The following is a 23679-nucleotide window of genomic DNA, read 5'->3' as shown; positions in this document are numbered from 1 at the left end:
CGATCCTCACCACAAGGTCAGTTCCTTGTCACCCAGATTTGCAAAATAGACATTGACCTGTTCGGGCTTCACTTCGTCGAGCGTTGCGGGTTTCCAGTTCGGCGCACCGTCCTTGTCTATGAGCAATGCGCGAACGCCTTCATAGAAATCGTGCGCTTCCAGCATCCGGTTGGCAATGCGGTATTCCATGCGCATGCAATCATCGAGATCGAGCGGACGACCATCGGCAATCTGGCGGAAAGTAACCGCGACACTGGTTGGTGAACGCGTGGCGATCACCTTCACGATGTCCATTGCGGCCTTGCTGCCCGCTTCGGCTTCCTTTTCCAGCGAAGCCATGCAATCGGCAAGCGTTGCGCCGGAAAAGCATTCCGCAATGATCTGGCGCGTTTCAACAGCGGTTTCAAAATCGGGATACTGGCTGCGCGTCAGAGCCGCATCAATGTCGGCGGTTGCGATGATGTCGTCCCGCACATCCTGCAGATCACTTGCGGCGACGGCATGTGTCGCAATCCCGCTCTGCAGGCAATCGCCCCAGCGGATTCGGTTGCCGGTCAGCGCAAGATAATATCCGAAATTGTCGTGCAGATGCGGCAGGAAAGCGCTGCCGCCCACATCTGGGAAGAAGCCGATGCCGGTTTCCGGCATGGCAAACATGGTGTTTTCCGTCACGATACGGTGCGAACCGTGAACGGAAATGCCCGCACCACCGCCCATGACGATCCCGTTGATCAGCGAGATATAAGGTTTTGGAAACCGGCCAATGCGCGCATTGAGCCGATATTCGTCGCGGAAGAATTCGTAAGCAGGTGTTCCGGCCTGACCGGCCTTGTAGGCGGCAACCACATCACCGCCTGCGCAGAATGCGCGCCCTTCGCCTTCGAGAATCACACAGGCCACTTCAGGATCGTCTTCCCAGGCCTGCAATGCGCGATCCAGCGCCAGAATCATTTTATGCGTGAGCGCATTGAGGGCCTCGGTCCGCGTAAGCTTCACAAGCCCCGCTTTTCCCTTGCGTTCAAAGCTGATTTCGCTGCCGCCACCGAAGTCAATCTGCATATCGTGTCTCCCGTTCCATCAAATGGGTAGAAAGTGAGACGCCCCGCGTCAATCCTGCACAGGTCAATGTTCTTGGTTTCATCACTTTTCCCATGATAAACGGTGCGCATCCGATATCAGCCTCCAAAATTTGGGAATTAAGGCTTCACTTCTCGGGATTATTCAAATGACCGACCGCCAATCCAAATATCTGCCCACCAATATCAGCCAGCATGTCGATGACGTTACCGGCAGCAGACGTCTGCGCCGTATGCGCAAGGCCGACTGGTCGCGCAGGCTGGTGCAGGAAACCCGGCTGACAGTTGATGATCTCATCCTGCCGTTCTTCCTGACCTATGGAACCGGTGTAGCAGAACCTGTGGAAGCAATGCCTGGTGTCGAACGCTATTCGGTCGATATGGCTGTTCGCATGGCGGAAAAAGCCGCCAGGCTCGGCATTCCCGCCATTGCCCCCTTCCCGCGCGAAAAGCTGGAAGTGAAGACTGAGGACGGCGCTTTCGTCGCAAGCCCGGACAATCTGATCAATCGCGCCGTGCGCGCAATCAAGAAGGAAGTGCCTGAAATCGGCATCATCACCGACGCGGCGCTCGATCCCTTCACCACGCACGGCCATGACGGCATTTTGCGGAACGGCGAGATCGTCAACGACGAATCGGTCGCCATGGTGGTTCGTGGTGCGCTTTCGCAAGCTGAAGCCGGTGCGGATATTATTGCTCCGTCCGATATGATGGACGGTCGCGTCGGCGCCGTGCGTCAGGCGCTGGACGAACATGGGTTCTGCCATCTGCCGATTATGTCTTATGCCACCAAATTCGCTTCCGCCTTTTATGGTCCTTATCGCGATGCCATCGGCACGCAGGGGCTGCTGAAGGGCGACAAGAAGACCTATTATCTCGACCCGGCCAATCCGGAAGAAGCCGTGCGCGAAGCCGAGCAGGATATTGCTGAAGGCGCAGATATGCTGATGGTCAAGCCGGGCTTGCCCTATCTCGACATCATCCATCGCCTGAAAAGCGAATTCCGCCTTCCCACCTATGCCTATCAGGTGTCGGGCGAATACGCGATGATCAAGGCCGCCGGGATCAATGGCTGGATTGACGAAGAAAAGGTGATGATGGAGAGCCTCATGGCGTTCAAGCGCGCCGGTTGCGACGGAATTCTTACTTACTTCGCAATCGAAGTGGCTGAAAAGCTTAAGCAACAGGGTTAAACGGCAAGTCCTTTCGGCAGGAAATCTTCAAATTTCCTTGAAACCGCCGGTTTTGGTTACCATGTTGATGACTGTTCCGCTGAGGTAGCGGGACAGCGCCGGTTGTCACACTCCCCCGGACGCTTCCTTGGAAACGACTGGAAGGAAAAATGTCCGACCATATTCTGCACGGCGAAGTCATGGGCCCGCGTTATGAAAGCCGCGCATTCTTTGAAGGCGTGCGCACGCGCCGCATCATGGCTTTTCTTATCGATTACCTGATTGTTTTTCTGCTTTGCATCCCGGCGGCAATCGTCATTGCAATTCTCGGCATCATTACGCTCAGCCTCGGCTGGATGCTCTATGGCATCATGTTTCCAATGGTGGCGCTGTTTTACATAGCGCGTACTCTGGGCGGACCGCAGCAGGCCACCAAGGGCATGCAGATGATGAACATCAAACTCGTCCGGCTTGAAGGCGGCACGGTCGATCCGATGCTCGCCATCGTTCATACGGTTCTGTTCTGGGGTCTCAACGTGGTGCTGACGCCGCTGATCCTGCTCGCTTCGCTGGTTCTCGACCGCAAGCGCACGGTGCATGATCTTCTGCTCGGCACGGCTGTGATCCGTTCAGATCGATAAACGCATAAAATACCCGAGAATCGATTCCGATTTTCGGGTTGATGCTTCAGATCAAAAAAATTCAGAGCCGGCTGCGCAAAATTTCTATTGACGTTTTGTGCCGTCGGCTCAATCCTTAGAGACAGTATCGTGATGGTTTCGGTATTACCATTTCGTGGATATTGAATGACCCATCAACCGCAACAGTCTCCGCAGTTCTTTCTGACAGCTCCGTCGCCTTGTCCTTATCTAGAGGGTCAGATGGAGCGAAAAGTCTTTACGCATCTGGTCGGCGACAAAGCGAACGAAATCAACGATCTCCTGACCCAAGGCGGTTTTCGCCGTTCCCAGAACATTGCCTATCGTCCGGCTTGCGAATTGTGCAGAGCCTGTATATCCGTTCGCATCCTTGCCGGCGAATTCAAGATGACGCGCAACATGCGTCGCGTCTGGACGCAGAACAATGACCTGATCGGGCGCGTGCACAAGGCTCAGCCCAGCACCGAACAATATGCGCTTTTCCGCGATTATCTCGATGCGCGCCACCGATCCGGCGGCATGTCGGACATGACTGTCCTCGACTATGCAATGATGATCGAGGATACGCATGTGAACACGCAGATCATCGAATATCGCAAGCGCGGTCCGGAAAGCTTCATCAGCGCCAAGGGCGACGGCGAGCTGATCGCCGTAGCACTCACCGACGTGATGGCCGATGGCCTGTCGATGGTTTATTCGTTCTTCTCACCGCATATGCATGACCGGTCGCTTGGAACCTACATGATCCTCGATCATATCCAGCGCGCACACGCCGCCGGTCTGCCGCATGTCTATCTCGGCTATTGGGTCGAGGGATCACGCAAGATGCAATACAAGATCCGCTTTACCCCGCAGGAGCATCTGGGCCCCCGCGGCTGGCAACGGTTTGAGGGTTAGACATAAAAAGCGGCGAAAGCCGCTTTTTTATTGATCCGTTTGCGCAGTGTCTGAATCAAAAAGCGGCAGGCCGTGGTGAAAATGGTGATTTCGAGAACCGGAGCGCAGCGTACATAAAGGTACGTGAGCACCGGAAGCACAGAAATTGCCATTTTAGACCGGCATGGCGACTTTTAGATCAGACACTTAGAACTTGCCTGAACGCGGAAACCCCTTCGGCACCAGACGGCCCGCAGAGGCGCGTGCGCCGATCCACTCGACAAGCTCTTCCTTGTTGCGATTGAAGGTGCGCTCTGCCGAATCCTGCCAGGAAAGCCCCTCGGCAAGTGCAAAGGTGCGGACGTCGGAAACACCGCCATCCTTGTATTTTTGCAGGCGCACGCCCTTGCCACGTGTCATTTCCGGAATGTCGGAAAGCGGGAAGACCACCATCTTGCGATTCTCGCCGACGACAGCGATATGATCGCCGGAAACGCGCTGGCAAAGCTTTGCCTCGTCCGGCGCCTTGACGTTCATCACCTGCTTGCCCTTGCGGGTGTTGGCGACCGCTTCGTTTTCTGGAACGATGAAACCGTTACCTTCATGGCTGACGAGCAGCAGTTTCGCGGATGGATCATGCACGAAGGCCGTCAAGATATCCTGATCGTTTTCCATATCGACAAGGATGCGGATCGGCTCGCCATGGCCGCGACCGCCCGGCAGCGTGTTTGCGCCGATGGTGAAGAACTTGCCGCCTGTCGTGAAGAACAGAAGCTTGTCCGTCGTCTCGGCATGGAAAGCGAGCTTGAGCTTGTCGCCTTCCTTGAAGGCGAGCGTCGAGAAATCGGCCAGATGCCCCTTCATCGCGCGCAGCCAGCCCTTTTCCGAAACCACGATCGTGACCGGCTCTCGCTCGATCATCGCCTGATGAATATCTTCCAGATCATGGGTCGGCGCATCGGCAAAGGTCGTGCGACGTGCGCCGAGCTTGGTCTTCGGACCAAACTTTTCGCGCACCGACTTGATTTCGGCGCTGATCTTCTTCCACTGGCGTGTGCCCGAAGCGAGCAGCCCTTCGAGGTCCGTCTTCTCGACGGTGAGATCGTCGAACTCCTTGCGGATTTCGAATTCCTCGAGCTTGCGCAACGAACGCAGGCGCATATTGAGGATCGACTCGGCCTGAACGTCGGTCAGCTCGAAGGTCCGCATCAGGTCCTGCTTCGGCTCATCCTCCTCGCGGATGATGCGGATCACTTCATCCAGATTAAGATAGGCGATCAGGAAGCCGCCAAGGATTTCCAGGCGTCTTTCGATTTCCGCCAGACGGAATTGCGAACGGCGGACAAGCACTTCCTTGCGGTGGTCGAGCCACTCGCGCAGAACGCTGCCCAACGACAGAACATTCGGCACCTTGCCATGCGACAGCACGTTCATGTTCAGTGAAACGCGGCTTTCCAGCTCGGTCAGCTTGAACAGCGATTCCATCAGCAGTTCAGGATCAACAGTCCTGTTCTTCGGCTCCAAAACGATGCGAATGTCTTCCGCCGACTCGTCACGAATGTCGTCGAGCAATGGCAGCTTCTTTGCCAGCAGCAGCTCGGCAATCTTTTCGATCAGGCGCGATTTCTGAACCTGATAGGGAATTTCGGTGACGACGATCACCCAGGTGCCGCGATTGCCCTCTTCCTTCTCCCAGCGGGCGCGCACACGAAATGCGCCGCGGCCCGTGCGATAGGCCTCGAGTATATTGCCGTGCTCTTCGACAAGGATACCGCCCGTCGGGAAATCCGGGCCGCGTACCTTGCATTTCAGCAGAGCGGCCGGATCGGTCTTGGCCTCATGTTCAATTTCCGCCCATTGCGCTGGCGAGGTGACAAGTTCCTCCACCGGCGCGTCAGGATGATTGATGATATAGAGCGCCGACGAGCAAAGCTCCGCCACGTTATGCGGCGGAATATTGGTCGCCATGCCGACCGCAATGCCCGCCGAACCGTTTGCAAGCAGGTTCGGGAAAGCGCCCGGCAGAACGATCGGCTCTTCGTCCTCTTCATTATAGGTCGGGCGGAAATCGATGGCGTTTTCGTTGATGCCTTCCAGCAGCAACGTCGCCACTTCCGTCATACGCGCTTCGGTGTAACGCATGGCAGCCGCGTTATCGCCATCGATATTGCCGAAGTTGCCTTGCCCGTCCACGAGCGGATAACGCACCGCGAAATCCTGCGCCAGACGCACCAGCGCATCGTAGATCGACGCATCGCCATGCGGATGGAACTTACCCATCACATCACCGACGATACGGGCGCATTTTGCATAGGCCTGATCGGGATTGAGACGCAGCAGACGCATGGCGTGCATGATGCGACGATGCACCGGCTTCAAGCCGTCGCGCACGTCCGGCAGCGCACGATGCATGATCGTCGACAGCGCATAAGCGAGGTAACGTTCCTCGAGAGCCGATTTGAGATCGACCCGTTCGATGTGTTCTTCGCCGTCATCCGGCGGAATCAGACTTTTTCCCATGTCTCTCAGTACCAACTGCGCGATTCGCCAGCAAGAGTTCAGGAGAACCAATCCAGTACATTAGTGTGTAATAGTCGCAATCCTGCCGCCATTTGTGTCCTATAGAGCTATTGGGGGCAAGTTTCCCCGGCTGCAATCGCAGGCTGAGGAAATCATGTTGTTATTGCGAGTGATTTCCGCCTATGAATGCCGCGCTATATTAGAGATTAGGCAGGAGCTTCGAATGCAGGTTTTCGTCAATATCAAGCCAGCGGCACGTGTTTTGGCTGCAGGTACAGCGCTTTCGCTGATTTTCGGCAGCGCGGCCATGGCAGCTGACGCCAATGCAGTCGCCGAGCGTATCAAGGCACTTTATGCGAAACAGGGCGGCGAACTGAGCTTCGCCAATGTTCAGGCGAACGGCTCCGACATCGTGCTCCAGGGCACCAAGATCAAGCTGCCGACGGTGGGCGAAAAAGAAACCGCCCTCGGCGACGTGACGCTCCAGAACGTTCAGGATGCGCCGGACGGCGGCTACAGCATCGAACAGGTCACCGTGCCCGATCTTGCCTTTGCTGGCGAGGAAGACAAGAACGACAAGGCCGAGATCAAGGGCCTTGCCATGCAGAACGTGCATATTCCGTCGGAAACCGCCAAGGGTCCGCTCGACAGCATGGTCATGTATGACAAGCTGAAGATTGACGAAATCCAGTTCGGCACCCCCGGCACGGATGGCGCCACCGTAAAGGGTTTCGACCTGTCGCTCGACACCTCCAACAAGGCCGAAAAGATCGGCTATGTCTGGACCATCGCCAATATCGACGCGACCTTTGAGAAGGGCGGCAAGAACCCGCTTGCACCGCTCGACATGAACACCTTCAACGGCTCGCTGAACTCCAAGGGCAGCTGGTCGCCGACTTCGGGCGACACATCGCTGGACCAGCTGGAACTTCAGGCCGAGGAACTTGGCAAGATCAACATCGCCGGCAGCCTCGGTGGCTATGATCTGGCCTTCCTCGAAGCCGTCCAGAAGACACAGGAAAACATGAGCAAGGCCGACGCAGACAAGGATGCTGCCGGACTTGCAATTCTGGGTCTGGCGGAACAGCTGAACCTGAAGAACCTGTCGATCCGCTTCGACAACGAAACCCTGACCCAGAAGCTTCTCGACTATTACGGCAAGCAGCAGGGCGCGGATGGCAAGCAGCTTGGCGAGCAGATGAAGATGATGGTTCCGCTGATGGCGACACAGCTGAAGAACCCGGATTTTGCCCAGCAGCTCAAGGCCGCATCCGACAAGTTCTTCGACGATCCGAAGTCGCTGACCATCAGCGCATCGCCGGACCAGCCGGTGACCTTCGCTTCCATCGTTGCCACCGCATCGCTGGACCCGACGAAGATCATCCAGCTTCTCAAAGTCAGCGTCGACGCTAACAACTAAAATGAAAAAGCCCGGTGAGAAGACTCACCGAGCTTTTTTCACCTAATAAAAAACCCGGCTCAAGGCCGGGTTTTTACTTTTTTATAGAGGTCGTTTAGCTCTTCTGTACGGGAGCCAGACGAATATGCAGGTCGCGCAGCTGCGCGGGCGACACATCCGAAGGCGCGTTCATCAGAAGATCAAGTGCCTGCTGGTTCATCGGGAACAGCGAGATTTCGCGCAGATTCTTTGCACCGACCAGAAGCATGATGACGCGGTCGATACCGGCAGCCATGCCGCCATGCGGAGGTGCACCGTACTGGAACGCACGATAAAGACCGCCGAAACGCTCTTCCACGTCCTGCTGGCTCAAGCCAACCTTTTCAAATGCCTTGACCATCACGTCAGGCAGCTGGTTACGGATCGAACCCGAGGCGATTTCAAAGCCGTTGCAGACGAGATCGTACTGGTAAGCCTTGATCGCAAGCGGGTCCTGGTTTTCCAGAGCGTCCATACCGCCCTGCGGCATGGAGAACGGATTGTGTGCGAAGTCGAGCTTCTTGTTGTCTTCGTCCCATTCGTAGAACGGGAAGTCGATGATCCATGCCAGTTCGAAACGATCACGATCGACGAGGTTCAGTTCTTCACCAGCGCGCGTGCGGGCATCGCCAGCGAACTTGTAGAACTTGGACGGCAGACCGGCAACGAAGAAGCAGGCATCGCCGTCTTCGAGACCCATCTGCGTGCGGATCGCTTCCGTGCGCTCTTCACCGATGTTCTTGGCAATCGGACCAGCGCCTTCAAGCTTGTCGCCTTCCTTGCGCCAGAAGATATAGCCGAGACCCGGCTGGCCTTCGCTCTGCGCCCAGGAATTCATGCGGTCACAGAATGCGCGCGAACCACCGGTCTTGGCCGGAATTGCCCAGACTTCGACCTTCGGGTCGTTGGCGATCATGTTTGCGAAGACCTTGAAGCCCGAACCGGCGAAATGCTCGGTCACAGCCTGCATTTCAATCGGGTTGCGCAAATCCGGCTTGTCCGAACCATAGGTGCGGATCGCATCGTCATAGGCAATGCGACGGAACTGCTGCGTCACCGGCTTGCCTTCGGCAAACTCTTCGAAGATGCCGCGCATGACTGGTTCCATCGTTTCCCATACTTCTTCCTGGGTCACGAAGCTCATTTCGAGGTCGAGCTGGTAGAACTCGCCCGGCAGACGGTCTGCCCGCGGGTCTTCGTCGCGGAAGCACGGCGCGATCTGGAAGTAACGGTCGAAACCGGCAACCATCAGAAGCTGTTTGTACTGCTGCGGCGCCTGCGGCAGCGCGTAGAACTTGCCTTCATGAATACGGCTCGGCACGAGGAAGTCGCGCGCGCCTTCCGGCGAGGAAGCCGTCAGGATCGGCGTGGTGAACTCATTGAAGCCGATTTCGGTCATGCGGCGACGCATCGCGGCAATGATCTTGGTGCGGCTCATGATGTTCTTGTGCAGCGTTTCACGGCGAAGGTCGAGGAAACGGTACTTCAGGCGGATATCTTCCGGGTAGTCCGGCTCGCCGAATACAGGCAGCGGCAATTCCTTGGCAGCGGCCAGCACTTCGATTTCGGTTGCGAAGATTTCGACTTCGCCGGTCGGCAGATTGGTATTGACCGCATCGCCTGCGCGGGCCTTCACTTCACCATCGACACGGATAACCCATTCGCCGCGAACGGTTTCGGCAACCTTGAAGGCGGGCGAATCGGGATCGGCCACGATCTGGGTAATGCCATAATGATCGCGAAGATCGATGAAGAGAATGCCGCCATGGTCACGGACGCGGTGAACCCATCCGGAAAGGCGAACGTTCGAACCAACGTCCGTCTTGCGAAGGGCTGCGCAGGTATGGCTGCGGTAACGGTGCATGATTTCTGCCTTTGGAATAATAAGTCAGTCCTTGCTGACGGAAACGCTTTAAATTCTCGCGGAAAAGCGCATTTTGACCGGGTTTTGTCAAGTCTGCATTCCCTGCGGGTTTTGGTGTTAAACCACCTTGACGTAACGTGTCGACAAAAAACACTATGTGCGTATTAAGTGGAGCGCCAGTTCCTGATTATTTCGCGACAAGCGGCAAAGCTCTGTCTCTTTGTTTTGTCGCATTATCCGACGCAAAACCGCTTCGCACTTTTGCTGGAAATGCTCTAAAAGGTAGACATGCATCTGATTACGACAACACAGGCTCTCGAAGAGGCCGTATCCGCCCTCGCCAAATCCGATTTCGTTACAGTCGACACGGAGTTCATCCGTGAAACGACGTTCTGGCCGGAATTGTGCCTTATCCAGATGGCCTCGCCTGACCATACGGCGCTTGTGGATGCGCTTGCGCCGGGGCTCGACCTCGCGCCGTTCTTCCGCCTGATGGCCGATGAGACGATCGTCAAGGTTTTCCACGCAGCACGGCAGGACATCGAAATCGTCTTCCACCTCGGCGATCTCATCCCGTCGCCTGTCTTCGACAGTCAGGTAGCGGCAATGGTTTGCGGGTTTGGCGATGCCATTTCCTATGACCAGCTTGTGCAGAAGGTCACCGGCAAGCAGATCGACAAGTCGTCCCGGTTTACCGACTGGCGCCGTCGCCCGCTTTCAGACAAGCAACTCGACTATGCACTGGCCGACGTTACCTATCTGCGCGATATCTATCTCTATCTGAAGGAAGAACTTGAGAAAGAAGGTCGCAGCGAGTGGGTGAACGAGGAAATGGCGGTGCTGACTTCCCGCGAAACCTATGACATGCACCCTGACGATGCGTGGCGCCGGGTCAAGGCACGCGTCCGCAAACCGCTGGAACTTGCTATTGTACAGGCTGTCGCCGCCTGGCGCGAACGCGAAGCGCGCGAGCGCAATGTGCCGCGTGGGCGTATCATCAAGGACGACACCATAGCCGAAATCGCACAGCAGCAGCCGCGTGACGCGGAAGCACTGGGCCGTCTCCGCTCGATCCCGAAGGGTTGGGAGCGTTCGGCACAGGCTGCAGGGCTTGTCGCAGCGATCCAGTCCGCGCTTGAAATCCCGAAGGAAGATTTGCCAAAATTGCCGAAGCCGTCGCATTCGCCGGAAGGCAGCGCCGCCGCTGCAGATATCCTCAAGGTTCTGCTCAAGCTTGTGACGGAAGAGCACGGCGTCGCGGCAAAGATCGTGGCGAATTCCGACGACATCGACAAGATCGCCTCGGAAGGCGACAAGGCCAATGTGCCTGCCCTGCATGGCTGGCGTCGCGAGGTTTTCGGTCAGAAAGCCCTCGATCTTATCGACGGCAAGATCGTCATCAGGTTCGAGAACCGGCGGATCAGGGCAGTTGAGTTAGGGGAGTAAGGCAATAGGGCAGTAAGGCAGTATGTTTAACGCGAGCATTAACATATTGCCTTACTGCCCTACTCACTTACTGCCTTATTCCCGCGTCCCCTCGATGGCTGCATCACCAACCGCGAAATAGATGTTCTTTCCGGTCAGCTTGGAGAGCTGCTGCAAGCGGCCTTCGGGACGATCCGAAATCAGATCGGCCAGGTCTCCCGGTACGACAAGCGCAATGCCGTTTTCTTCCTCACGCCAGACAAGGCGCGGGATGACGCCCGGCATCGAAGCCGACAGAAGGTAGACCACCCGCAGCAAGGCTCCAAGCAGCTTTGCCCGTTCACGCAGGCGCGGCGTGGCGAGCTGCATGATCTCCGGCGCAATCTCGTCTTCGATCAGCCCTTCATGGCGATAATAATTGGCAAGCGCCATGAAGGAACGTCCGGCGTGGTCGATACCGCCGAACGAGCCGTGAGCGATGATGTTCAGCGCCTGCGACCCGCGATAATCGGGATGCGCACGCCAACTTATGTCGGCCACGAGGCAGGCAGCCTGTCGGTAGCGCGCTTCGTCCTCGGTTTCGTCGAAACCGAGGACCGGCAAGGACAATGTTGTCCAGGTTGCCAGTTCGCGGGCATGACGCGGAGAGCGCGAGCGCAGAATGGACAGTTCGTCTGCCGAGGCCAGCAGCGGATCGAGCCGCTGCTCATTCTTCGGCAGAAGCGAATAAAGATAGCCTTCACGCACGCCGAGCGCCGAGAAAACGATCTTGGAGGGCTTCATCAGACGGATCGCCTCGAGCAGCACCGTGGCGCCATAAGACAAAAGTTGACGGCGGTTTTTCGAAACCGCTTCAATGCCGCGCATCGTGTCGAGGTTGCCCTTGGCAACGCGCTTGAGGAAGCTCTGCGCGTCCACCGGATTCATCTCGTAACCGTGCATAACGTGCAGCGGATAGTTCTTCGCCGTCATATGCAGCTTGGCAAGGTTACGCCAGGTGCCGCCGACCGCATAGAAAACCTGGCCCTGATGGGCTTGCAGAAGCGTCGCCTTTGCGAGTTCCGTGCGTGCAATCTTGGTTGCCTCTGGCAGCCGTCCATCGGACATATCCTGCAAGCGCAGGCCACCGAGCGGCAAGGTGATCCCCTCGCCTACCTCGTGGTCGTCCACCGCGATCAGCTCAAGGCTGCCGCCGCCGAGATCGCCCGTGACACCCTTCGGCTGGAAGAAACCGGAAATAATGCCGAGCGCCGAGTAATAGGCTTCTTCCTTGCCGGACAGCACTTCGATGTGCCGGCCGAGAATGGCTTCCGCCTGTGCGATGAAATCCGGGCCGTTTTTTGCTTCGCGTGCAGCCGCAGTCGCCAGCGCGTGAATGGAAACCGCGCCGGCCTGTTCGGCCAGAGCGCGAAAACGCTTCAGCGCACGAAGCGCCGCTTCAACGGATTTCTCGTTGAGCTTGCCGGTTTTCGCGAGGCCCTTTCCGAGGCCGCAAAGTATCTTTTCATTGAAAAGCACCGTCGGCGAACGGACGATGCCTTCATAGATGACGACACGGATCGAGTTCGAGCCAATGTCGATGACCGCGACGGGCTTGAGTCCCTTGAGGCGGCCTTGTGCTACAGCTGGACTCATGCAGTCGTTTTTCTTTCCGCCTGCGCGCGCTTGCGATGCGCGATAAGGCGGGGGGCCGAAGACTTCAGCGACTTTCCGCGACCCGACAGGCTAGGATTGGTCATGAAATATTCCTGCGCGTTGAAAGCTTCCTCTCCTGCTTCTTTTTCTATCCGGCGAGAGGTGCCGTCCGCAAGTAGCTGATAGCTCTGTTGGTTATCAATTATGTTGGCAAACATGATTTGCGACAGGATTTGCTGATGCACTGTTGCATTTGTGATCGGAACAAGCGTCTCCACGCGGCGATCAAGATTGCGCGGCATCATGTCGGCGGAACCGATATAGACGATTGCCTTGTCGGAAGGCAGGTCATTGCCATTTCCGAAGCAGAAAATGCGGCTGTGCTCGAGAAAACGTCCGACAATCGACTTGGCGCGAATATTGTCGGAAAGCCCCGGAACGCCCGGACGCAGGCAGCAGATGCCACGCACGACCAGATCAATCTGCACACCCGCCTGGCTCGCCACGTAGAGCGCGTCAATAATCTGTGGATCAACCAGCGAGTTCATCTTCATCCAGATCGCAGCCGGACGCCCCGCCTTCACATGCGCAACCTCGTCCTCGATGTGCTTGAGGATTCGCGCGCGAAGTGTGAAAGGTGAAATCGCTATCTTCATCTCTTCGGCAGGCTGGGCATAGCCCGTGATGAAATTGAAGATATGCGCCACGTCGCGAGCAATATCCGCGTCCGACGTAAAGAACGACAGGTCGGTATAGATACGCGCCGTGATCGGGTGATAGTTGCCCGTGCCCAGATGCACATAGGAGCGCAGCTTCTGATCTTCACGGCGTACCACGAGCGACATTTTCGCGTGGGTTTTCAATTCGATGAAGCCGAACACCACCTGAACGCCCGCGCGCTCCAGATCGCGTGCCCAACGAATATTCGCTTCCTCATCGAAGCGTGCCTTCAGCTCGACCAGCGCCGTTACCGACTTGCCCGCTTCTGCAGCATCGACCAATGCGCGCACGATCGGGCTGTCATTGGAGGTACGATACAGCGTCTGCTTGATCGCCAGCACATCCGGGTCGGCTGCAGCCTGCCGCAGGAACTGCACCACCACGTCAAACGATTCATAGGGGTGATGGACCACAATGTCCTTTTCACGAATCGCTGCAAAGCAATCGCCGCCATGCTCGCGAATACGCTCCGGGAAACGCGGATTGTAGGATACGAATTTGAGGTCATCCCGCGGGATCGAAACGATCTCCGAAATCATGTTGAGCGCCAGAAGACCTTCATGCACGCTGATGCGGTTTTCCGAAACGCCAAGTTCCGTCGCCACGAAGACGCGCAAGGCTTCTGGCATTTCGCCGTCAAACTCAATGCGGATAACCTGACCGCGACGACGGCGTTTCAGTGCTGTCTCGAAGAGACGAACGAGATCTTCCGCCTCTTCTTCCACTTCGATATCGCTGTCACGGATGATGCGGAACGTACCGGCGCCGCGCACTTCGTAACCGGGGAACAGTCGCCCGATGAACAGGCTCACCGCGTCCTCGATGGTGATGAAGCGGTAGGTGTTTTGCTGGTCTGTCGGCAGCTGAATGAAGCGCTTGAGCGCGACCGGAATACGCAGAAGGGCCGTCATCGGATGATTGTCGGCGCGGCGCGCAAGCTGCAGGGCGATGGAAAAGCCGAGGTTCGGAATGAACGGGAACGGATGCGCCGGATCAATGGAGAGTGGCGTCAGAACAGGGAAAATCGTTTCGAGGAAGTGGTTTTCAAGCCATTCCTTTTCGGGCTTTGAAAGCGCCGACGGGCGAACAATCTCGATGCTGTCCTGTTCCAGTTCCTCGCGCAGCATACGCAGGCGTTCCTGCTGTTCTTCCTGCAAGCGCCCTACTTCGTCCAGAACGAAGTCGAGCTGTTCCTGCGGCGTGCGTCCATCGGCGCTGCGCATCGCCACACCGGCGCGCACCTGAGCGGCGAGACCGGCAATGCGGACCATAAAAAATTCATCGAGATTGGCGGCGGAGATAGACAGGAAGCGCAGGCGTTCAAGCAGAGGCTGCCGCATATTCGCGGCTTCTTCGAGAACACGCCGGTTGAATTGCAGCCAGGAAAACTCGCGATTCACAAAGCGGTCGGAACTTTGCATCAATTCGCCGTTCAAAGCTTTGTGAACGTCAGGGGCTACGTCCACATCGGGAACGACGGTTGGGTTGGGGGCTAGTCCGGCTGTCATTTCGTGTGTCCCGCCTTCAATCGCGTTGGGGGTTTCGCTCGCCATAACGCTGTTTTCGCTCATTTTTCCTGTCCCGACTTCCACCGGAACATTCCGGCTCTGCCTTAAGCCTATGGCTGTCATATGACAGTTTGATAGCAATTAGCTTCAAATGTCCTCAGAATTGATGAAAACGCTTCCGGAAACAAGACTTTCGCGGTACACGCATGCCAATGTCTATGCATGATCCTGTCCGGGACCCGGTTCAGGATCATGCTCATACCGCCCATCGACCAGAACCGGAGCATATTATGTCCGATCACATTATTCCTCACTTTCAGAACGACGCCGGCCATGCGGCCATCGAAATCGGCGTGAAGGAATTCATGTGCGTCGGTGCAAACCCGCCTTTCGATCATCCGCACGTGTTTCTCGACATGGGTGATGAAAGTGAAGTCGTTTGCCCGTATTGTTCGACCCTCTATCGCTACAACGCCAAGCTCCATGCCGACGAAACCGTTCCGGCTGGCTGCGTTTACGAAGCACCCGCCGACAAAGCTGCCTGATCTGGGCAGCCTCACGAGGCTGAATGCCGGATGATCTCATCGACATGAGCAAAGGGCGCATATTGATTGCCGGGGCCGGAGTTGCCGGTCTGTCGGCAGCATTGGAGCTGGCAGCGCGCGGCTGGAATGTCCGGCTTGTCGAAAAGGCCGAGACCCTTTCGGAAGTCGGTGCTGGCCTGCAACTTGCACCAAATGCGATGCGTCATCTGGAACGGCTCGGCGTTGCCGGCCGTCTTTCTGCACAAGCCATAACGCCGGAAGCGCTCTACCTCATGGATGGGCGCAAAGCGCGTCCGCTGATGGAAATGAAGCTTGGCGACAAGGCTTCTCAGCGCTGGCACCATCCCTATGTCGTTTGCCATCGCGCCGATCTGCAATCCGCTTTGCTCGACGCCTGCTGTGAAGAGCCCGGCATCGACATCAGCCTCGGTGCTGAAATCACAAATCATCGCGTCGAAAACGGCGCTGTTGTAGCCACTATCCGCCGTGGCAATTCCGAAGAATCTGTCGACGCTGCATATCTGATCGCCTGCGATGGCGTCTGGTCGGCGGAGCGCTCGAAGGCAGGTTTCAGCAAGGCAAGGTTCAGCGGCCATATTGCCTGGCGCACTACGCTCGCGGCGGATGCCCTCCCCGCATCGTTTTCGTCCGCTGTTGTAACAAGCAACGCAGTTTCAGCATGGCTCGGCAGGCAAGCGCATTTCATCGCCTATCCGGTCAAGGGCGGCAGTTTCTTCAATTTCGTCGCCATCACGACGGGCGAAAACCCCGGCGAAGTCTGGTCCAGAACCGGCGATCCGGCGCGCTTGCGCTCCATCTACGCGGAGTGGGGCGCTCCCGTTCGCGATGTGCTGGCGGCTGCCAATGAGTGGACCTATTGGCCGCTTTTCGAAATGCCAGATGCTCAATTCGTCGGGCCGGACCGGACGATTTTTCTCGGCGACGCTTCGCATGCGGTCACACCTTTTGCTGCACAAGGTGCCGCCATGGCGATCGAGGATGCTGCGGCCATTGCCGAGGCACTGGACAGTGGCGACCACGAAGCAGGGCTGAAGCGCTTCGATACCGTCCGCAAGGAGCGGATTGCTGCGGTTGCCAAGCGCGGCCAGTTGAACAGGTTCGCCTATCACGCCACCGGCATTTACGCGCTTGGCCGCAACACGCTCTTCGCCATGCGCAGTCCGGATAGTTTCCTGAAGGATCTGGACTGGCTCTATGGCTATGATGCCATTGCGGCCGTGCGGAATTAAGCTGCGTCGCGCGCAGCTTCGAGCATCGCAACGTCGAGCTTGACCATCTTCATCACGGCATCGGCCACGCGCTGGCGCTGTTCGGCTGTGCCGTTCTGCAGGACATCCAGCAACATCTGCGGCACGACCTGCCACGAGAAGCCATATTTGTCCGTCAGCCAGCCGCATTCCATCGGCGCGCCGCCCTCCATCAGTTTCTCCCAGAACATATCCAGTTCCACCTGATCCTTGCATTGGACGAAAAGCGAAACTGCCGGGGAAAACTTGAAGGTCGGCCCGCCGTTGAGGCCGGATATCGCCTGCCCGTCGAGCGTGAAGTTCGCCACAACCACATCCGTGCCTTCGGGCTGGTGTGCATGCTCAAATCGGATGAAGCCATCGACGGAAGCCGATCTTCCGCAAGCGCGGAAGATCGAGACATAGTGGTTCGCCGCTTCTTCGGCCTGCTTGTCGAACCAGAGACAGATTGTCAGACCTGACATTATTTCCTCCTCAGCCCATAACCTTCTTGGCTTCTTCCATATCCATCCACATTATCTCCCAGATATGGCCGTCAAGATCTTCAAAGCTGCGTCCATACATGAATCCATAGTCCTGTTTCGGACCCGGATCCGCCTTACCGCCAGCGTTTACCGCTTTCTCAACGGTGGTATCGACTTCAGCCTTGTTTTCCGCAGACAAACAGACCAGCACTTCGCTGACCGTGTTGGCATCTGCGATCTTCTTCGGCGTAAACTGGCTGAACTTTTCGTGGTCAAGGATCATCACGTGAATCGTATCCGAAAAGACCATGCCGGAAGCCGTTTCGTCCGAGAACATTGGGTTCTTGGTAGCCCCGATGGCTTCGTAGAAGCTGGTCGACTGCGCAACATTCTTCACTGGCAGGTTCACGAATATCATTTTCGGCATAAGATTTCCTCCGTTGGAAGGCCAGGTGGCCTGATTTTATTTTACGATTATCTATCGCCTGCCCGGCTCCCCCGGCGATAAGATCGAGCCATGAGTCTGAGGCCCGGCATGCAATCGATGCCTGAGCCTTCCGGGCGTAAAACAATTCACGCAATTGGCATCGGAAGAACTCAAAGTTCGCTTGTACATAATGGCATATAAGTTATAATTAGCAACCATGAAGTTAGAAAAAATAACTAGATCGGAAAAGCCAGCCGCCAAACGCAGTTATGACGATGCTTGCGCTGCTGCCCATGCCCTTGATTTGATTGGGGAACGCTGGTCGCTTCTGGTTATGCGCGAATTGATGTTCGGTCCCAAACGTTTCAGCGATCTGCGGGCTGGTCTGCCGGGTGTGAGTGCAAATGTCCTCACCCAGAGGCTTGAAGGGCTGGAAGAAGCAGGCATTCTTCGCAAGACGAAACTTCCGCCTCCCGCATCGGTGCAGGTCTACGAACTGACTGATTGGGGTTATGAGAGCGAACCCATCCTTCAAACGTTGGGTCGTTGGGCCGCGCGTTCACCAAAGCATGATCCCAACCTGCCTATTTCGACCGCTTCATTCCTGCTGTCGCTCAGAACCATGATGGATCATGACAGGGCTCTCGGTATGCGCGCCGTGATCGGTCTCCGTCTGGACGGAGAAGATTTTACCGCACAGCTGAACGATGAAGGGATTCGGATAGAGCGCGGCACAGCGCAGAAATACGATCTCCATTTCGAAAGTTCACCGCGTATGCTGGCTGCCGCCATCTATGGCGGACAGCCCCTTTCAGTGCTGGAAAGCGCCAATATTCTCAAGGTGATAGGCGACCGCACCCTTGCAGAAAAATTCGTGACGTTGTTCCCGCTTCCCGACAAGGCGACCGCACCCGAATAAAATATGCAACTTTTTAGTTGCGTATTTCGTCAAGTACCCCATATTGGCAACCATTAAGTTGCCAATTACGGAGGATGCATATCATGACCATTGCAAGCAATACTGACCGCATCGCGAAAACCGTCGATATTCATGCAGGGATCGACCGCGTATGGCGCGCCCTCACCGATCATGAAGAGTTTGGGAGCTGGTTTCAGGTCAAGATCGACGGGCCGTTCATCGTCGGCACCCGTTCGACCGGCCACATCACCTATCCCGGTTTCGAGCACGAGCCTTGGGAATCACTCATCAAGGAAATGAAGGCACCGAGCTACTTTGCCTTCACCTGGCATCCCTATGCGGTGGACCGCAGTATCGACTATTCCAAGGAGCCGCCGACGCTGGTGGAATTCAAACTGGAACCGATCGAGACCGGAACGCGGCTGACGGTGGTCGAAAGTGGTTTCGATGCGTTGCCTGCCGAACGCCGGCCGCTGGCGTTGCGGATGAACGAGGGCGGCTGGGAGGAACAGGTCGGCAACATCAAAAGACACGTCGAAAATGTATGATAAGCCAGAGATGACCGGTATGGACATGTCCATGGTTTTTGCAGCGCTCGCCGATCCGACCCGGCTGGCGCTCATCGAAACCCTGAGTGATGGCGAAAGCCGTTCGATTGTGGTGCTGTCGCAAAACGGCAGCATCACCCGGCAGGCCGTCACCAAGCATCTGTCCGTGCTGGAACAGGCAAATCTGGTCGAACGGGAAAAGGTCGGACGGGAGAGCAGGTTTCGCCTGCATCCTGCGCCATTGATTGACGCCCGCGCCTATCTCGCAACCGTTTCCAACCAGTGGGACGACGCACTCCAGCGCCTGCGCCGGTTTGTCGAAGATTAGAGCATTTCCAGCAAAAGTGCGCAGCGGTTTTGCGTGAGGCAAATGCGACGAAACAAATACTTAGAACACCGACCTGATTCAGTCAGATCGGTGTTCTAACGCTGGTTGAAAAGTAACGAGGATGTGCCCTTCACGAAGCCAAGCTTCTCGTAGAAGGGCACAAGCTGTTCCGGGCAGTAGAGTTCAAAACTTTTCACACGCTTCAACTTTTCATGGTTGAGAACGCGTTCAACAAGGGCTTGTCCGAGCCCTCGTCCACGATGCTTCTCCGACACGATCACATCGAAGACCATCGCCTTGAAGGTGAAGTCCGTGAGAACGCGGGCGAAACCTGCGATCCTGCTTTCTGCGTCGAGGCAGAACAGAAGCAAATCACAATGGGCCAGCATGTTAGTGACGTCATCAAGCGTCCGCTCGCTCGTCCACCATTCTTTACTATAAAACTCATGAAATTCGCTGTATTGCTCAGGCGCGAGTTTCTCCACCCATTGAAAATCAGTCACTGCTTCCCTCTCCCGTGTCACGGAATAATCAGTCGCAAAGGCGTTTCAGAATGGCAATCCAGTTTGAGCAAACCTGTCCGATCTTTCGCATTTTCGACATAGAGAAAGCCCGTGAATTTTATCTCGGCTTTCTCGGCTTCAATCTGGATTGGGAGCATCGATTTGCCGAGGGAATGCCGCTTTATATGCAGGTTTCCCGCGGTGCGCTTGTCCTGCATCTCAGCGAGCATCACGGCGACGGAAGTCCGGGCGCCAATATTTTCGTGCGCATGCAAGGTGTTGAGGAACTGCACAAAGAAGTCAACGCACGCGGTTACCGCTTCATGCGACCAGGAATTGAGAATGAGCCATGGGGCCGCGTAATGGCGGTCATCGACCCCTTCGGCAATCGCATCCAGTTCTGCGAAGGCCCGCACGACGAATAAACAAAAACACCCGCCGGCGAACCGGCGGGTGTTTCGATTTCAGGCCACTAATCTGATTAGTGCAGAATCTGGCTCAGGAACAGCTTGGTGCGTTCGTGTTGCGGATTGTCGAAGAACTGGTCCGGCGAGTTCTGCTCGACGATCTGGCCCTGATCCATGAAGATCACGCGGTTGGCAACCTGACGGGCAAAGCCCATTTCGTGCGTCACGCAGATCATGGTCATGCCTTCGGCAGCGAGGCTTACCATCGTGTCCAGAACTTCCTTCACCATTTCCGGATCGAGAGCCGATGTCGGTTCGTCGAACAGCATGACTTTCGGGTTCATGCACAGTGCACGAGCAATCGCCACACGCTGCTGCTGACCACCGGAAAGCTGGCCCGGATATTTGTTGGCCTGTTCCGGAATCTTCACGCGGGCCAAATAGTGCATGGCGATTTCTTCCGCCTGCTTCTTCGGCATCTTGCGCACCCAGATCGGCGCGAGCGTGCAGTTTTCCAGAATGGTCAGATGCGGGAAGAGATTGAAGTGCTGGAACACCATGCCGACTTCGCGGCGCACTTCATCGATCTTCTTGAGATCGTTGGTCAGCTCGATATTGTCGACGACGATCTTGCCCTTCTGGTGTTCTTCCAGACGGTTGATACAGCGGATCATGGTCGATTTGCCCGAGCCCGACGGTCCGGCAACAACGATGCGCTCCCCGCGCATGACCTTCAGATTGATGTCGCGCAGGACGTGAAACTCACCATACCACTTATGCATATTGGTGATTTCGATGGCGACATCGGTTGTGGAAACCTGCATCTTCGAACGGTCAACATCCATTCCCAGCTCGGATTGCGGGAGGGCGTTTTGTGCACTCATTTCCATTATTCCCTTTATTCTTATCGTTTATGACCCGTGTCGAGCCGTCGTTCCATGAATATAGAGTATCGCGACATTGCGAAACAGAAAATCCAGAAAACGAAGCCCGCAAAGATGAGACCGGTGGCAGGCGTCTGTGGAGAAGCCCAATTGGCATCGGAAAAGTTCTGACGGACGATGCCCAACAGATCGAACATGCCGATGATGTAGACAAGGCTCGTATCCTTGAACAGACCGATGAAGGTGTTGACTATACCTGGAATGACAAGCTTCAGCGCCTGCGGCAGAACGATCAGTCCCGTTTTCTGCCAGTAGCTGAGACCCAGCGCATCCGCACCTTCATACTGCCCACGCGGGATAGCCTGAAGACCACCGCGCACCACTTCCGCCATATAGGCCGAAGCGAACAGCGCCACGCCGATGAGCGCACGCAGCAGCTTGTCGAAAGTCACGCCCGGCGGCAGGAACAAAGGCAGCATGACGCTGGCCATGAACAGCACCGTCACCAGCGGAACGCCGCGCACCATTTCGATGAAGATGATCGAGAAGGTCTTGATGACCGGCAGCTTTGAACGGCGTCCGAGCGCCAGCACGATACCAAGCGGCAGCGACACGGCGATACCGACAAAGGACAGCACAAGCGTGACGAGAAGCCCACCCCAGAGCGGCGTTTCCACATAAGGAAGGTCGAACCAGCCGCCGACCAGCAGGAAGAAGGCGACAATCGGGAACACGAAGAAGAACAGGATCGCATTGAGAGCCTTCTTCGGGGCCTTCGGAATCAGCAGCGGCACCAGCAGGACGACGAAGATCAGCGCCGTCAGATTGACGCGCCAGCGTTCCGAAATCGGATAACGGCCATAGATGAACTGCTCGTATTTCGCGTTCACGAATGCCCAGCAGGCGCCCGACCAGCCTTCCGGTTGCGTGCCGCCCTGCGCGACAGTCAGGCAGGCCGTGCGATCCGCACCCGTCCAAACGGCCTTGAAGAACAGCCACTCGATGATTGGCGGGAGGAACCACGCCACGGCCAGCAGGCCGAGAATGGTCAGCGCCGCATCGACAGGCGTTGCGAACAGATTGACGCGCAACCAGTGCGAAATGCCCTGCACGGAGCGTGGCGGCGCTTCGCCATCCACCATCTGCGAGCGGACATATTGGAGATCTGCGTTTTCCATTGTCACCTCTCCACCAGCGCCATCTTGGCATTGAACCAGTTCATCAGGCCGGACACAATCAGGCTGATGCCCAGGTAGATCACCATCCAGATCGCCACGACTTCGACCGATTGACCGGTCTGGTTGAGGATCGTGCCACCTACGGCGACAAGATCGGGATAGCCGATGGCAATGGCGAGCGACGAGTTCTTGATAAGATTGAGATACTGGCTCGAGAGCGGTGGAATGATGATGCGCAGCGCCTGCGGCACGATGATGTGACGCATCGTCTGGCCGGGACGGAGCCCGACTGCATAAGCCGCTTCGGTCTGCCCCTTGTTGACGCCCAGAACGCCGGCGCGAACCGTTTCAGCGATAAAGGACGCCGTATAGAAGGAAAGCGCCAGAAACAGAGCCAGAAACTCCGGCTTGATCTGTGCGCCGCCGGTCAGATTGAACGTTCCGAGCTTCGGCGAGTCGAACGAAACCGGAAAACCGGTCGCGATCAGCGCCAGTATCGGCAGGCCGATAATCAGGGCGGCGGACACGCGTATCGTGTGAAAGGACTGGCCGGTTGCCATCTGGCGGCGTTTTGCCCAACGCGCAACGATGATCGAAGCGACGATGCCGATGAGAAGCGCCACCGGCAGAAGCCACGCCCCCTCACCCCATATAGGAGATGGCATGAAGAAGCCGCGATTGTTCAGGTACGTGCCCAGCGGGAGCGCGAAGCTGTCGCGGGCCTGCGGCAGGACCGACAGAACGCCGAAATACCAGAAGAAGATGACGAGCAGCGGCGGAATATTGCGGAATATCTCCACATAGACCGTGCAGATCTTGCGGATCAGCCAGTTGCGCGAAAGACGGCCGATACCAACCAGAAACCCGATGATCGATGCCGTAATGACACCCAGCGCGGCAACGTAAAGCGTATTCACGAGGCCAACCAGAAAGGCCCGGCCATAGTTCGAATCGCTGTTGTACTGAATAAGCGTCTGGCTGATATCAAACCCGGCACGCCCATTGAGGAAGGCGAAACCGGACGCAATGTTTGCGCGCTGCAGATTGGTGATCGTGTTGCCGACAATCCAGTAGATCGCGCCAATGACCGCACCAAAGACAATGACCTGATAGAAGATGCCGCGAATCCGCGGATCGTACAGGAACGAAGTTCCGCCGCTGTCCTGGCGACGTTCAGTTGCAGAATAGGAAGCCATATGTTTCCTGTGCCTCTCGGCTGGCTGCATCGACCTCAAACAGGAAAGGTTGACCGCATCTGCGGAGCAATTCCTGAAATCGAGACATCGAATGCCGAACCGTTCGGTCTTGCCATCCC

At 56.6% G+C, this 23679-nt stretch carries 22 protein-coding genes; 11 read left to right on the top strand and 11 right to left on the bottom strand.

Going from position 1 to position 23679, the window contains the following annotated elements:
• Nucleotides 1–6: 6 nt before the first annotated feature.
• Nucleotides 7–1059: an enoyl-CoA hydratase/isomerase family protein gene (locus FG152_RS06485; RefSeq protein ID WP_010661084.1), complete on the bottom strand. Its 1053-nt coding sequence runs from the start codon at nt 1057–1059 to the stop codon at nt 7–9.
• Between the two features lie 166 nt (nt 1060–1225).
• Between FG152_RS06485 and hemB the strand changes: the two genes are divergently transcribed.
• The 3 genes from hemB to FG152_RS06470 all read left to right on the top strand — a co-directional run bounded on the left by hemB (nt 1226) and on the right by FG152_RS06470 (nt 3804).
• Complete coding sequence (hemB, locus tag FG152_RS06480) at nt 1226–2269, top strand: porphobilinogen synthase (RefSeq protein WP_012092345.1); 1044 nt, start codon at nt 1226–1228, stop codon at nt 2267–2269.
• Nucleotides 2270–2418: 149 nt separating this feature from the next.
• On the top strand, nt 2419–2889 hold the full coding sequence (locus FG152_RS06475; RefSeq protein WP_010661082.1) for an RDD family protein: 471 nt from the start codon (nt 2419–2421) through the stop codon (nt 2887–2889).
• A gap of 165 nt (nt 2890–3054) precedes the next feature.
• Nucleotides 3055–3804, top strand: a complete 750-nt coding sequence (locus tag FG152_RS06470) for an arginyltransferase (RefSeq protein WP_012092346.1) — start codon at nt 3055–3057, stop codon at nt 3802–3804.
• 186 nt (nt 3805–3990) lie between these two features.
• Here the strand turns inward: FG152_RS06470 and parC are convergent, their stop codons facing one another.
• The gene (gene parC / locus FG152_RS06465; protein ID WP_036579857.1) at nt 3991–6303 is read right to left on the bottom strand and encodes a DNA topoisomerase IV subunit A; all 2313 of its coding nucleotides are present in this window, start codon (nt 6301–6303) and stop codon (nt 3991–3993) included.
• A 223-nt stretch (nt 6304–6526) separates the two neighbouring features.
• On the opposite strand from parC, the gene FG152_RS06460 reads away from it, so the two are divergent.
• The gene (locus FG152_RS06460; RefSeq protein WP_498985533.1) at nt 6527–7723 is read left to right on the top strand and encodes an aq_1923 C-terminal domain; all 1197 of its coding nucleotides are present in this window, start codon (nt 6527–6529) and stop codon (nt 7721–7723) included.
• A 94-nt stretch (nt 7724–7817) separates the two neighbouring features.
• On the opposite strand, the gene aspS is transcribed toward FG152_RS06460, so the two are convergent.
• Nucleotides 7818–9605 carry an aspartate--tRNA ligase gene (aspS, locus tag FG152_RS06455; RefSeq protein WP_010661078.1) on the bottom strand — a complete coding sequence of 596 codons (1788 nt, stop codon included), beginning with the start codon at nt 9603–9605 and terminating at the stop codon, nt 7818–7820.
• A gap of 288 nt (nt 9606–9893) precedes the next feature.
• Between aspS and rnd the strand changes: the two genes are divergently transcribed.
• A complete protein-coding gene (gene rnd, locus FG152_RS06450; protein ID WP_036579852.1) occupies nt 9894–11051 on the top strand; it encodes a ribonuclease D in 1158 nt (385 codons plus the stop codon).
• Nucleotides 11052–11126: 75 nt separating this feature from the next.
• On the opposite strand, the gene ppx is transcribed toward rnd, so the two are convergent.
• Together ppx and FG152_RS06440 are read right to left on the bottom strand one after the other, a co-directional pair.
• Nucleotides 11127–12665 (bottom strand): exopolyphosphatase, encoded by a 1539-nt coding sequence (ppx, locus tag FG152_RS06445; protein ID WP_498985532.1) that lies wholly within the window; start codon nt 12663–12665, stop codon nt 11127–11129.
• The gene (locus tag FG152_RS06440) at nt 12662–14893 is read right to left on the bottom strand and encodes an RNA degradosome polyphosphate kinase (protein ID WP_043062647.1); all 2232 of its coding nucleotides are present in this window, start codon (nt 14891–14893) and stop codon (nt 12662–12664) included. The genes ppx and FG152_RS06440 overlap by 4 nt, the downstream gene beginning before the upstream one ends.
• 290 nt (nt 14894–15183) lie before the next feature.
• Here FG152_RS06440 and FG152_RS06435 point away from each other — a divergent pair, with 290 nt between their 5' ends.
• Both FG152_RS06435 and FG152_RS06430 read left to right on the top strand, forming a co-directional pair.
• Complete coding sequence (locus tag FG152_RS06435; protein WP_010661074.1) at nt 15184–15438, top strand: zinc-finger domain-containing protein; 255 nt, start codon at nt 15184–15186, stop codon at nt 15436–15438.
• Between the two features lie 44 nt (nt 15439–15482).
• Entirely contained in the window at nt 15483–16688 is a 1206-nt protein-coding gene (locus tag FG152_RS06430) for an FAD-binding protein (RefSeq protein WP_331664803.1), read from the top strand.
• Here the strand turns inward: FG152_RS06430 and FG152_RS06425 are convergent.
• A complete protein-coding gene (locus tag FG152_RS06425) occupies nt 16685–17170 on the bottom strand; it encodes a VOC family protein (RefSeq protein WP_029925140.1) in 486 nt (161 codons plus the stop codon). The two genes, FG152_RS06430 and FG152_RS06425, sit on opposite strands and share 4 nt — an antisense overlap.
• Nucleotides 17171–17180: 10 nt before the next feature.
• The gene (locus tag FG152_RS06420) at nt 17181–17597 is read right to left on the bottom strand and encodes a VOC family protein (RefSeq protein WP_010661071.1); all 417 of its coding nucleotides are present in this window, start codon (nt 17595–17597) and stop codon (nt 17181–17183) included.
• Between the two features lie 217 nt (nt 17598–17814).
• On the opposite strand from FG152_RS06420, the gene FG152_RS06415 reads away from it, so the two are divergent.
• The 3 genes from FG152_RS06415 to FG152_RS06405 all read left to right on the top strand — a co-directional run bounded on the left by FG152_RS06415 (nt 17815) and on the right by FG152_RS06405 (nt 19392).
• Nucleotides 17815–18516: a winged helix-turn-helix transcriptional regulator gene (locus FG152_RS06415; protein WP_331664422.1), complete on the top strand. Its 702-nt coding sequence runs from the start codon at nt 17815–17817 to the stop codon at nt 18514–18516.
• 83 nt (nt 18517–18599) lie between these two features.
• Nucleotides 18600–19064: an SRPBCC family protein gene (locus FG152_RS06410; RefSeq protein WP_010661069.1), complete on the top strand. Its 465-nt coding sequence runs from the start codon at nt 18600–18602 to the stop codon at nt 19062–19064.
• Nucleotides 19065–19074: 10 nt separating this feature from the next.
• A complete protein-coding gene (locus FG152_RS06405) occupies nt 19075–19392 on the top strand; it encodes an ArsR/SmtB family transcription factor (RefSeq protein WP_029376230.1) in 318 nt (105 codons plus the stop codon).
• Between the two features lie 95 nt (nt 19393–19487).
• Here the strand turns inward: FG152_RS06405 and FG152_RS06400 are convergent, their stop codons facing one another.
• A complete protein-coding gene (locus FG152_RS06400; protein ID WP_029925142.1) occupies nt 19488–19895 on the bottom strand; it encodes a GNAT family N-acetyltransferase in 408 nt (135 codons plus the stop codon).
• A gap of 50 nt (nt 19896–19945) precedes the next feature.
• Here FG152_RS06400 and FG152_RS06395 point away from each other — a divergent pair, with 50 nt between their 5' ends.
• Nucleotides 19946–20320, top strand: coding sequence for a glyoxalase superfamily protein (locus FG152_RS06395; RefSeq protein ID WP_029925143.1), 375 nt, complete (start codon nt 19946–19948; stop codon nt 20318–20320).
• 56 nt (nt 20321–20376) lie between these two features.
• Here the strand turns inward: FG152_RS06395 and FG152_RS06390 are convergent, their stop codons facing one another.
• The 3 genes from FG152_RS06390 to FG152_RS06380 are packed head-to-tail and all read right to left on the bottom strand — an operon-like array spanning nt 20377 to nt 23560.
• Nucleotides 20377–21186 carry an amino acid ABC transporter ATP-binding protein gene (locus FG152_RS06390; protein WP_012092357.1) on the bottom strand — a complete coding sequence of 270 codons (810 nt, stop codon included), beginning with the start codon at nt 21184–21186 and terminating at the stop codon, nt 20377–20379.
• Between the two features lie 20 nt (nt 21187–21206).
• Nucleotides 21207–22364, bottom strand: a complete 1158-nt coding sequence (locus tag FG152_RS06385; RefSeq protein ID WP_331664421.1) for an amino acid ABC transporter permease — start codon at nt 22362–22364, stop codon at nt 21207–21209.
• Between the two features lie 2 nt (nt 22365–22366).
• On the bottom strand, nt 22367–23560 hold the full coding sequence (locus tag FG152_RS06380; RefSeq protein WP_498985526.1) for an amino acid ABC transporter permease: 1194 nt from the start codon (nt 23558–23560) through the stop codon (nt 22367–22369).
• Nucleotides 23561–23679: the final 119 nt, after the last annotated feature.

The organism is Ochrobactrum sp. XJ1, assembly GCF_024701725.1.
GTDB classification, from domain to species: Bacteria; Pseudomonadota; Alphaproteobacteria; order Rhizobiales; family Rhizobiaceae; genus Brucella; species Brucella anthropi.
The sequence above is the reverse complement of the archived record's forward strand: the minus strand, read 5'-3'. Positions and strand labels throughout refer to the sequence as shown.

Coding starts and splice junctions, on each gene's coding strand:
- FG152_RS06420 (WP_010661071.1), bottom strand. CDS start 17,597: ATGCCGAAAATGATATTCGTGAACCTGCCAGTGAAGAATGTTGCGCAG.
- rnd (WP_036579852.1), top strand. CDS start 9,894: ATGCATCTGATTACGACAACACAGGCTCTCGAAGAGGCCGTATCCGCC.
- FG152_RS06415 (WP_331664422.1), top strand. CDS start 17,815: ATGAAGTTAGAAAAAATAACTAGATCGGAAAAGCCAGCCGCCAAACGC.
- FG152_RS06430 (WP_331664803.1), top strand. CDS start 15,483: ATGAGCAAAGGGCGCATATTGATTGCCGGGGCCGGAGTTGCCGGTCTG.
- FG152_RS06475 (WP_010661082.1), top strand. CDS start 2,419: ATGTCCGACCATATTCTGCACGGCGAAGTCATGGGCCCGCGTTATGAA.
- aspS (WP_010661078.1), bottom strand. CDS start 9,605: ATGCACCGTTACCGCAGCCATACCTGCGCAGCCCTTCGCAAGACGGAC.
- FG152_RS06470 (WP_012092346.1), top strand. CDS start 3,055: ATGACCCATCAACCGCAACAGTCTCCGCAGTTCTTTCTGACAGCTCCG.
- hemB (WP_012092345.1), top strand. CDS start 1,226: ATGACCGACCGCCAATCCAAATATCTGCCCACCAATATCAGCCAGCAT.
- FG152_RS06435 (WP_010661074.1), top strand. CDS start 15,184: ATGTCCGATCACATTATTCCTCACTTTCAGAACGACGCCGGCCATGCG.
- FG152_RS06485 (WP_010661084.1), bottom strand. CDS start 1,059: ATGCAGATTGACTTCGGTGGCGGCAGCGAAATCAGCTTTGAACGCAAG.
- FG152_RS06410 (WP_010661069.1), top strand. CDS start 18,600: ATGACCATTGCAAGCAATACTGACCGCATCGCGAAAACCGTCGATATT.
- parC (WP_036579857.1), bottom strand. CDS start 6,303: ATGGGAAAAAGTCTGATTCCGCCGGATGACGGCGAAGAACACATCGAA.
- FG152_RS06390 (WP_012092357.1), bottom strand. CDS start 21,186: ATGAGTGCACAAAACGCCCTCCCGCAATCCGAGCTGGGAATGGATGTT.
- FG152_RS06440 (WP_043062647.1), bottom strand. CDS start 14,893: ATGACAGCCGGACTAGCCCCCAACCCAACCGTCGTTCCCGATGTGGAC.
- ppx (WP_498985532.1), bottom strand. CDS start 12,665: ATGAGTCCAGCTGTAGCACAAGGCCGCCTCAAGGGACTCAAGCCCGTC.
- FG152_RS06395 (WP_029925143.1), top strand. CDS start 19,946: ATGGCAATCCAGTTTGAGCAAACCTGTCCGATCTTTCGCATTTTCGAC.
- FG152_RS06460 (WP_498985533.1), top strand. CDS start 6,527: ATGCAGGTTTTCGTCAATATCAAGCCAGCGGCACGTGTTTTGGCTGCA.
- FG152_RS06385 (WP_331664421.1), bottom strand. CDS start 22,364: ATGGAAAACGCAGATCTCCAATATGTCCGCTCGCAGATGGTGGATGGC.
- FG152_RS06405 (WP_029376230.1), top strand. CDS start 19,075: ATGACCGGTATGGACATGTCCATGGTTTTTGCAGCGCTCGCCGATCCG.
- FG152_RS06425 (WP_029925140.1), bottom strand. CDS start 17,170: ATGTCAGGTCTGACAATCTGTCTCTGGTTCGACAAGCAGGCCGAAGAA.
- FG152_RS06380 (WP_498985526.1), bottom strand. CDS start 23,560: ATGGCTTCCTATTCTGCAACTGAACGTCGCCAGGACAGCGGCGGAACT.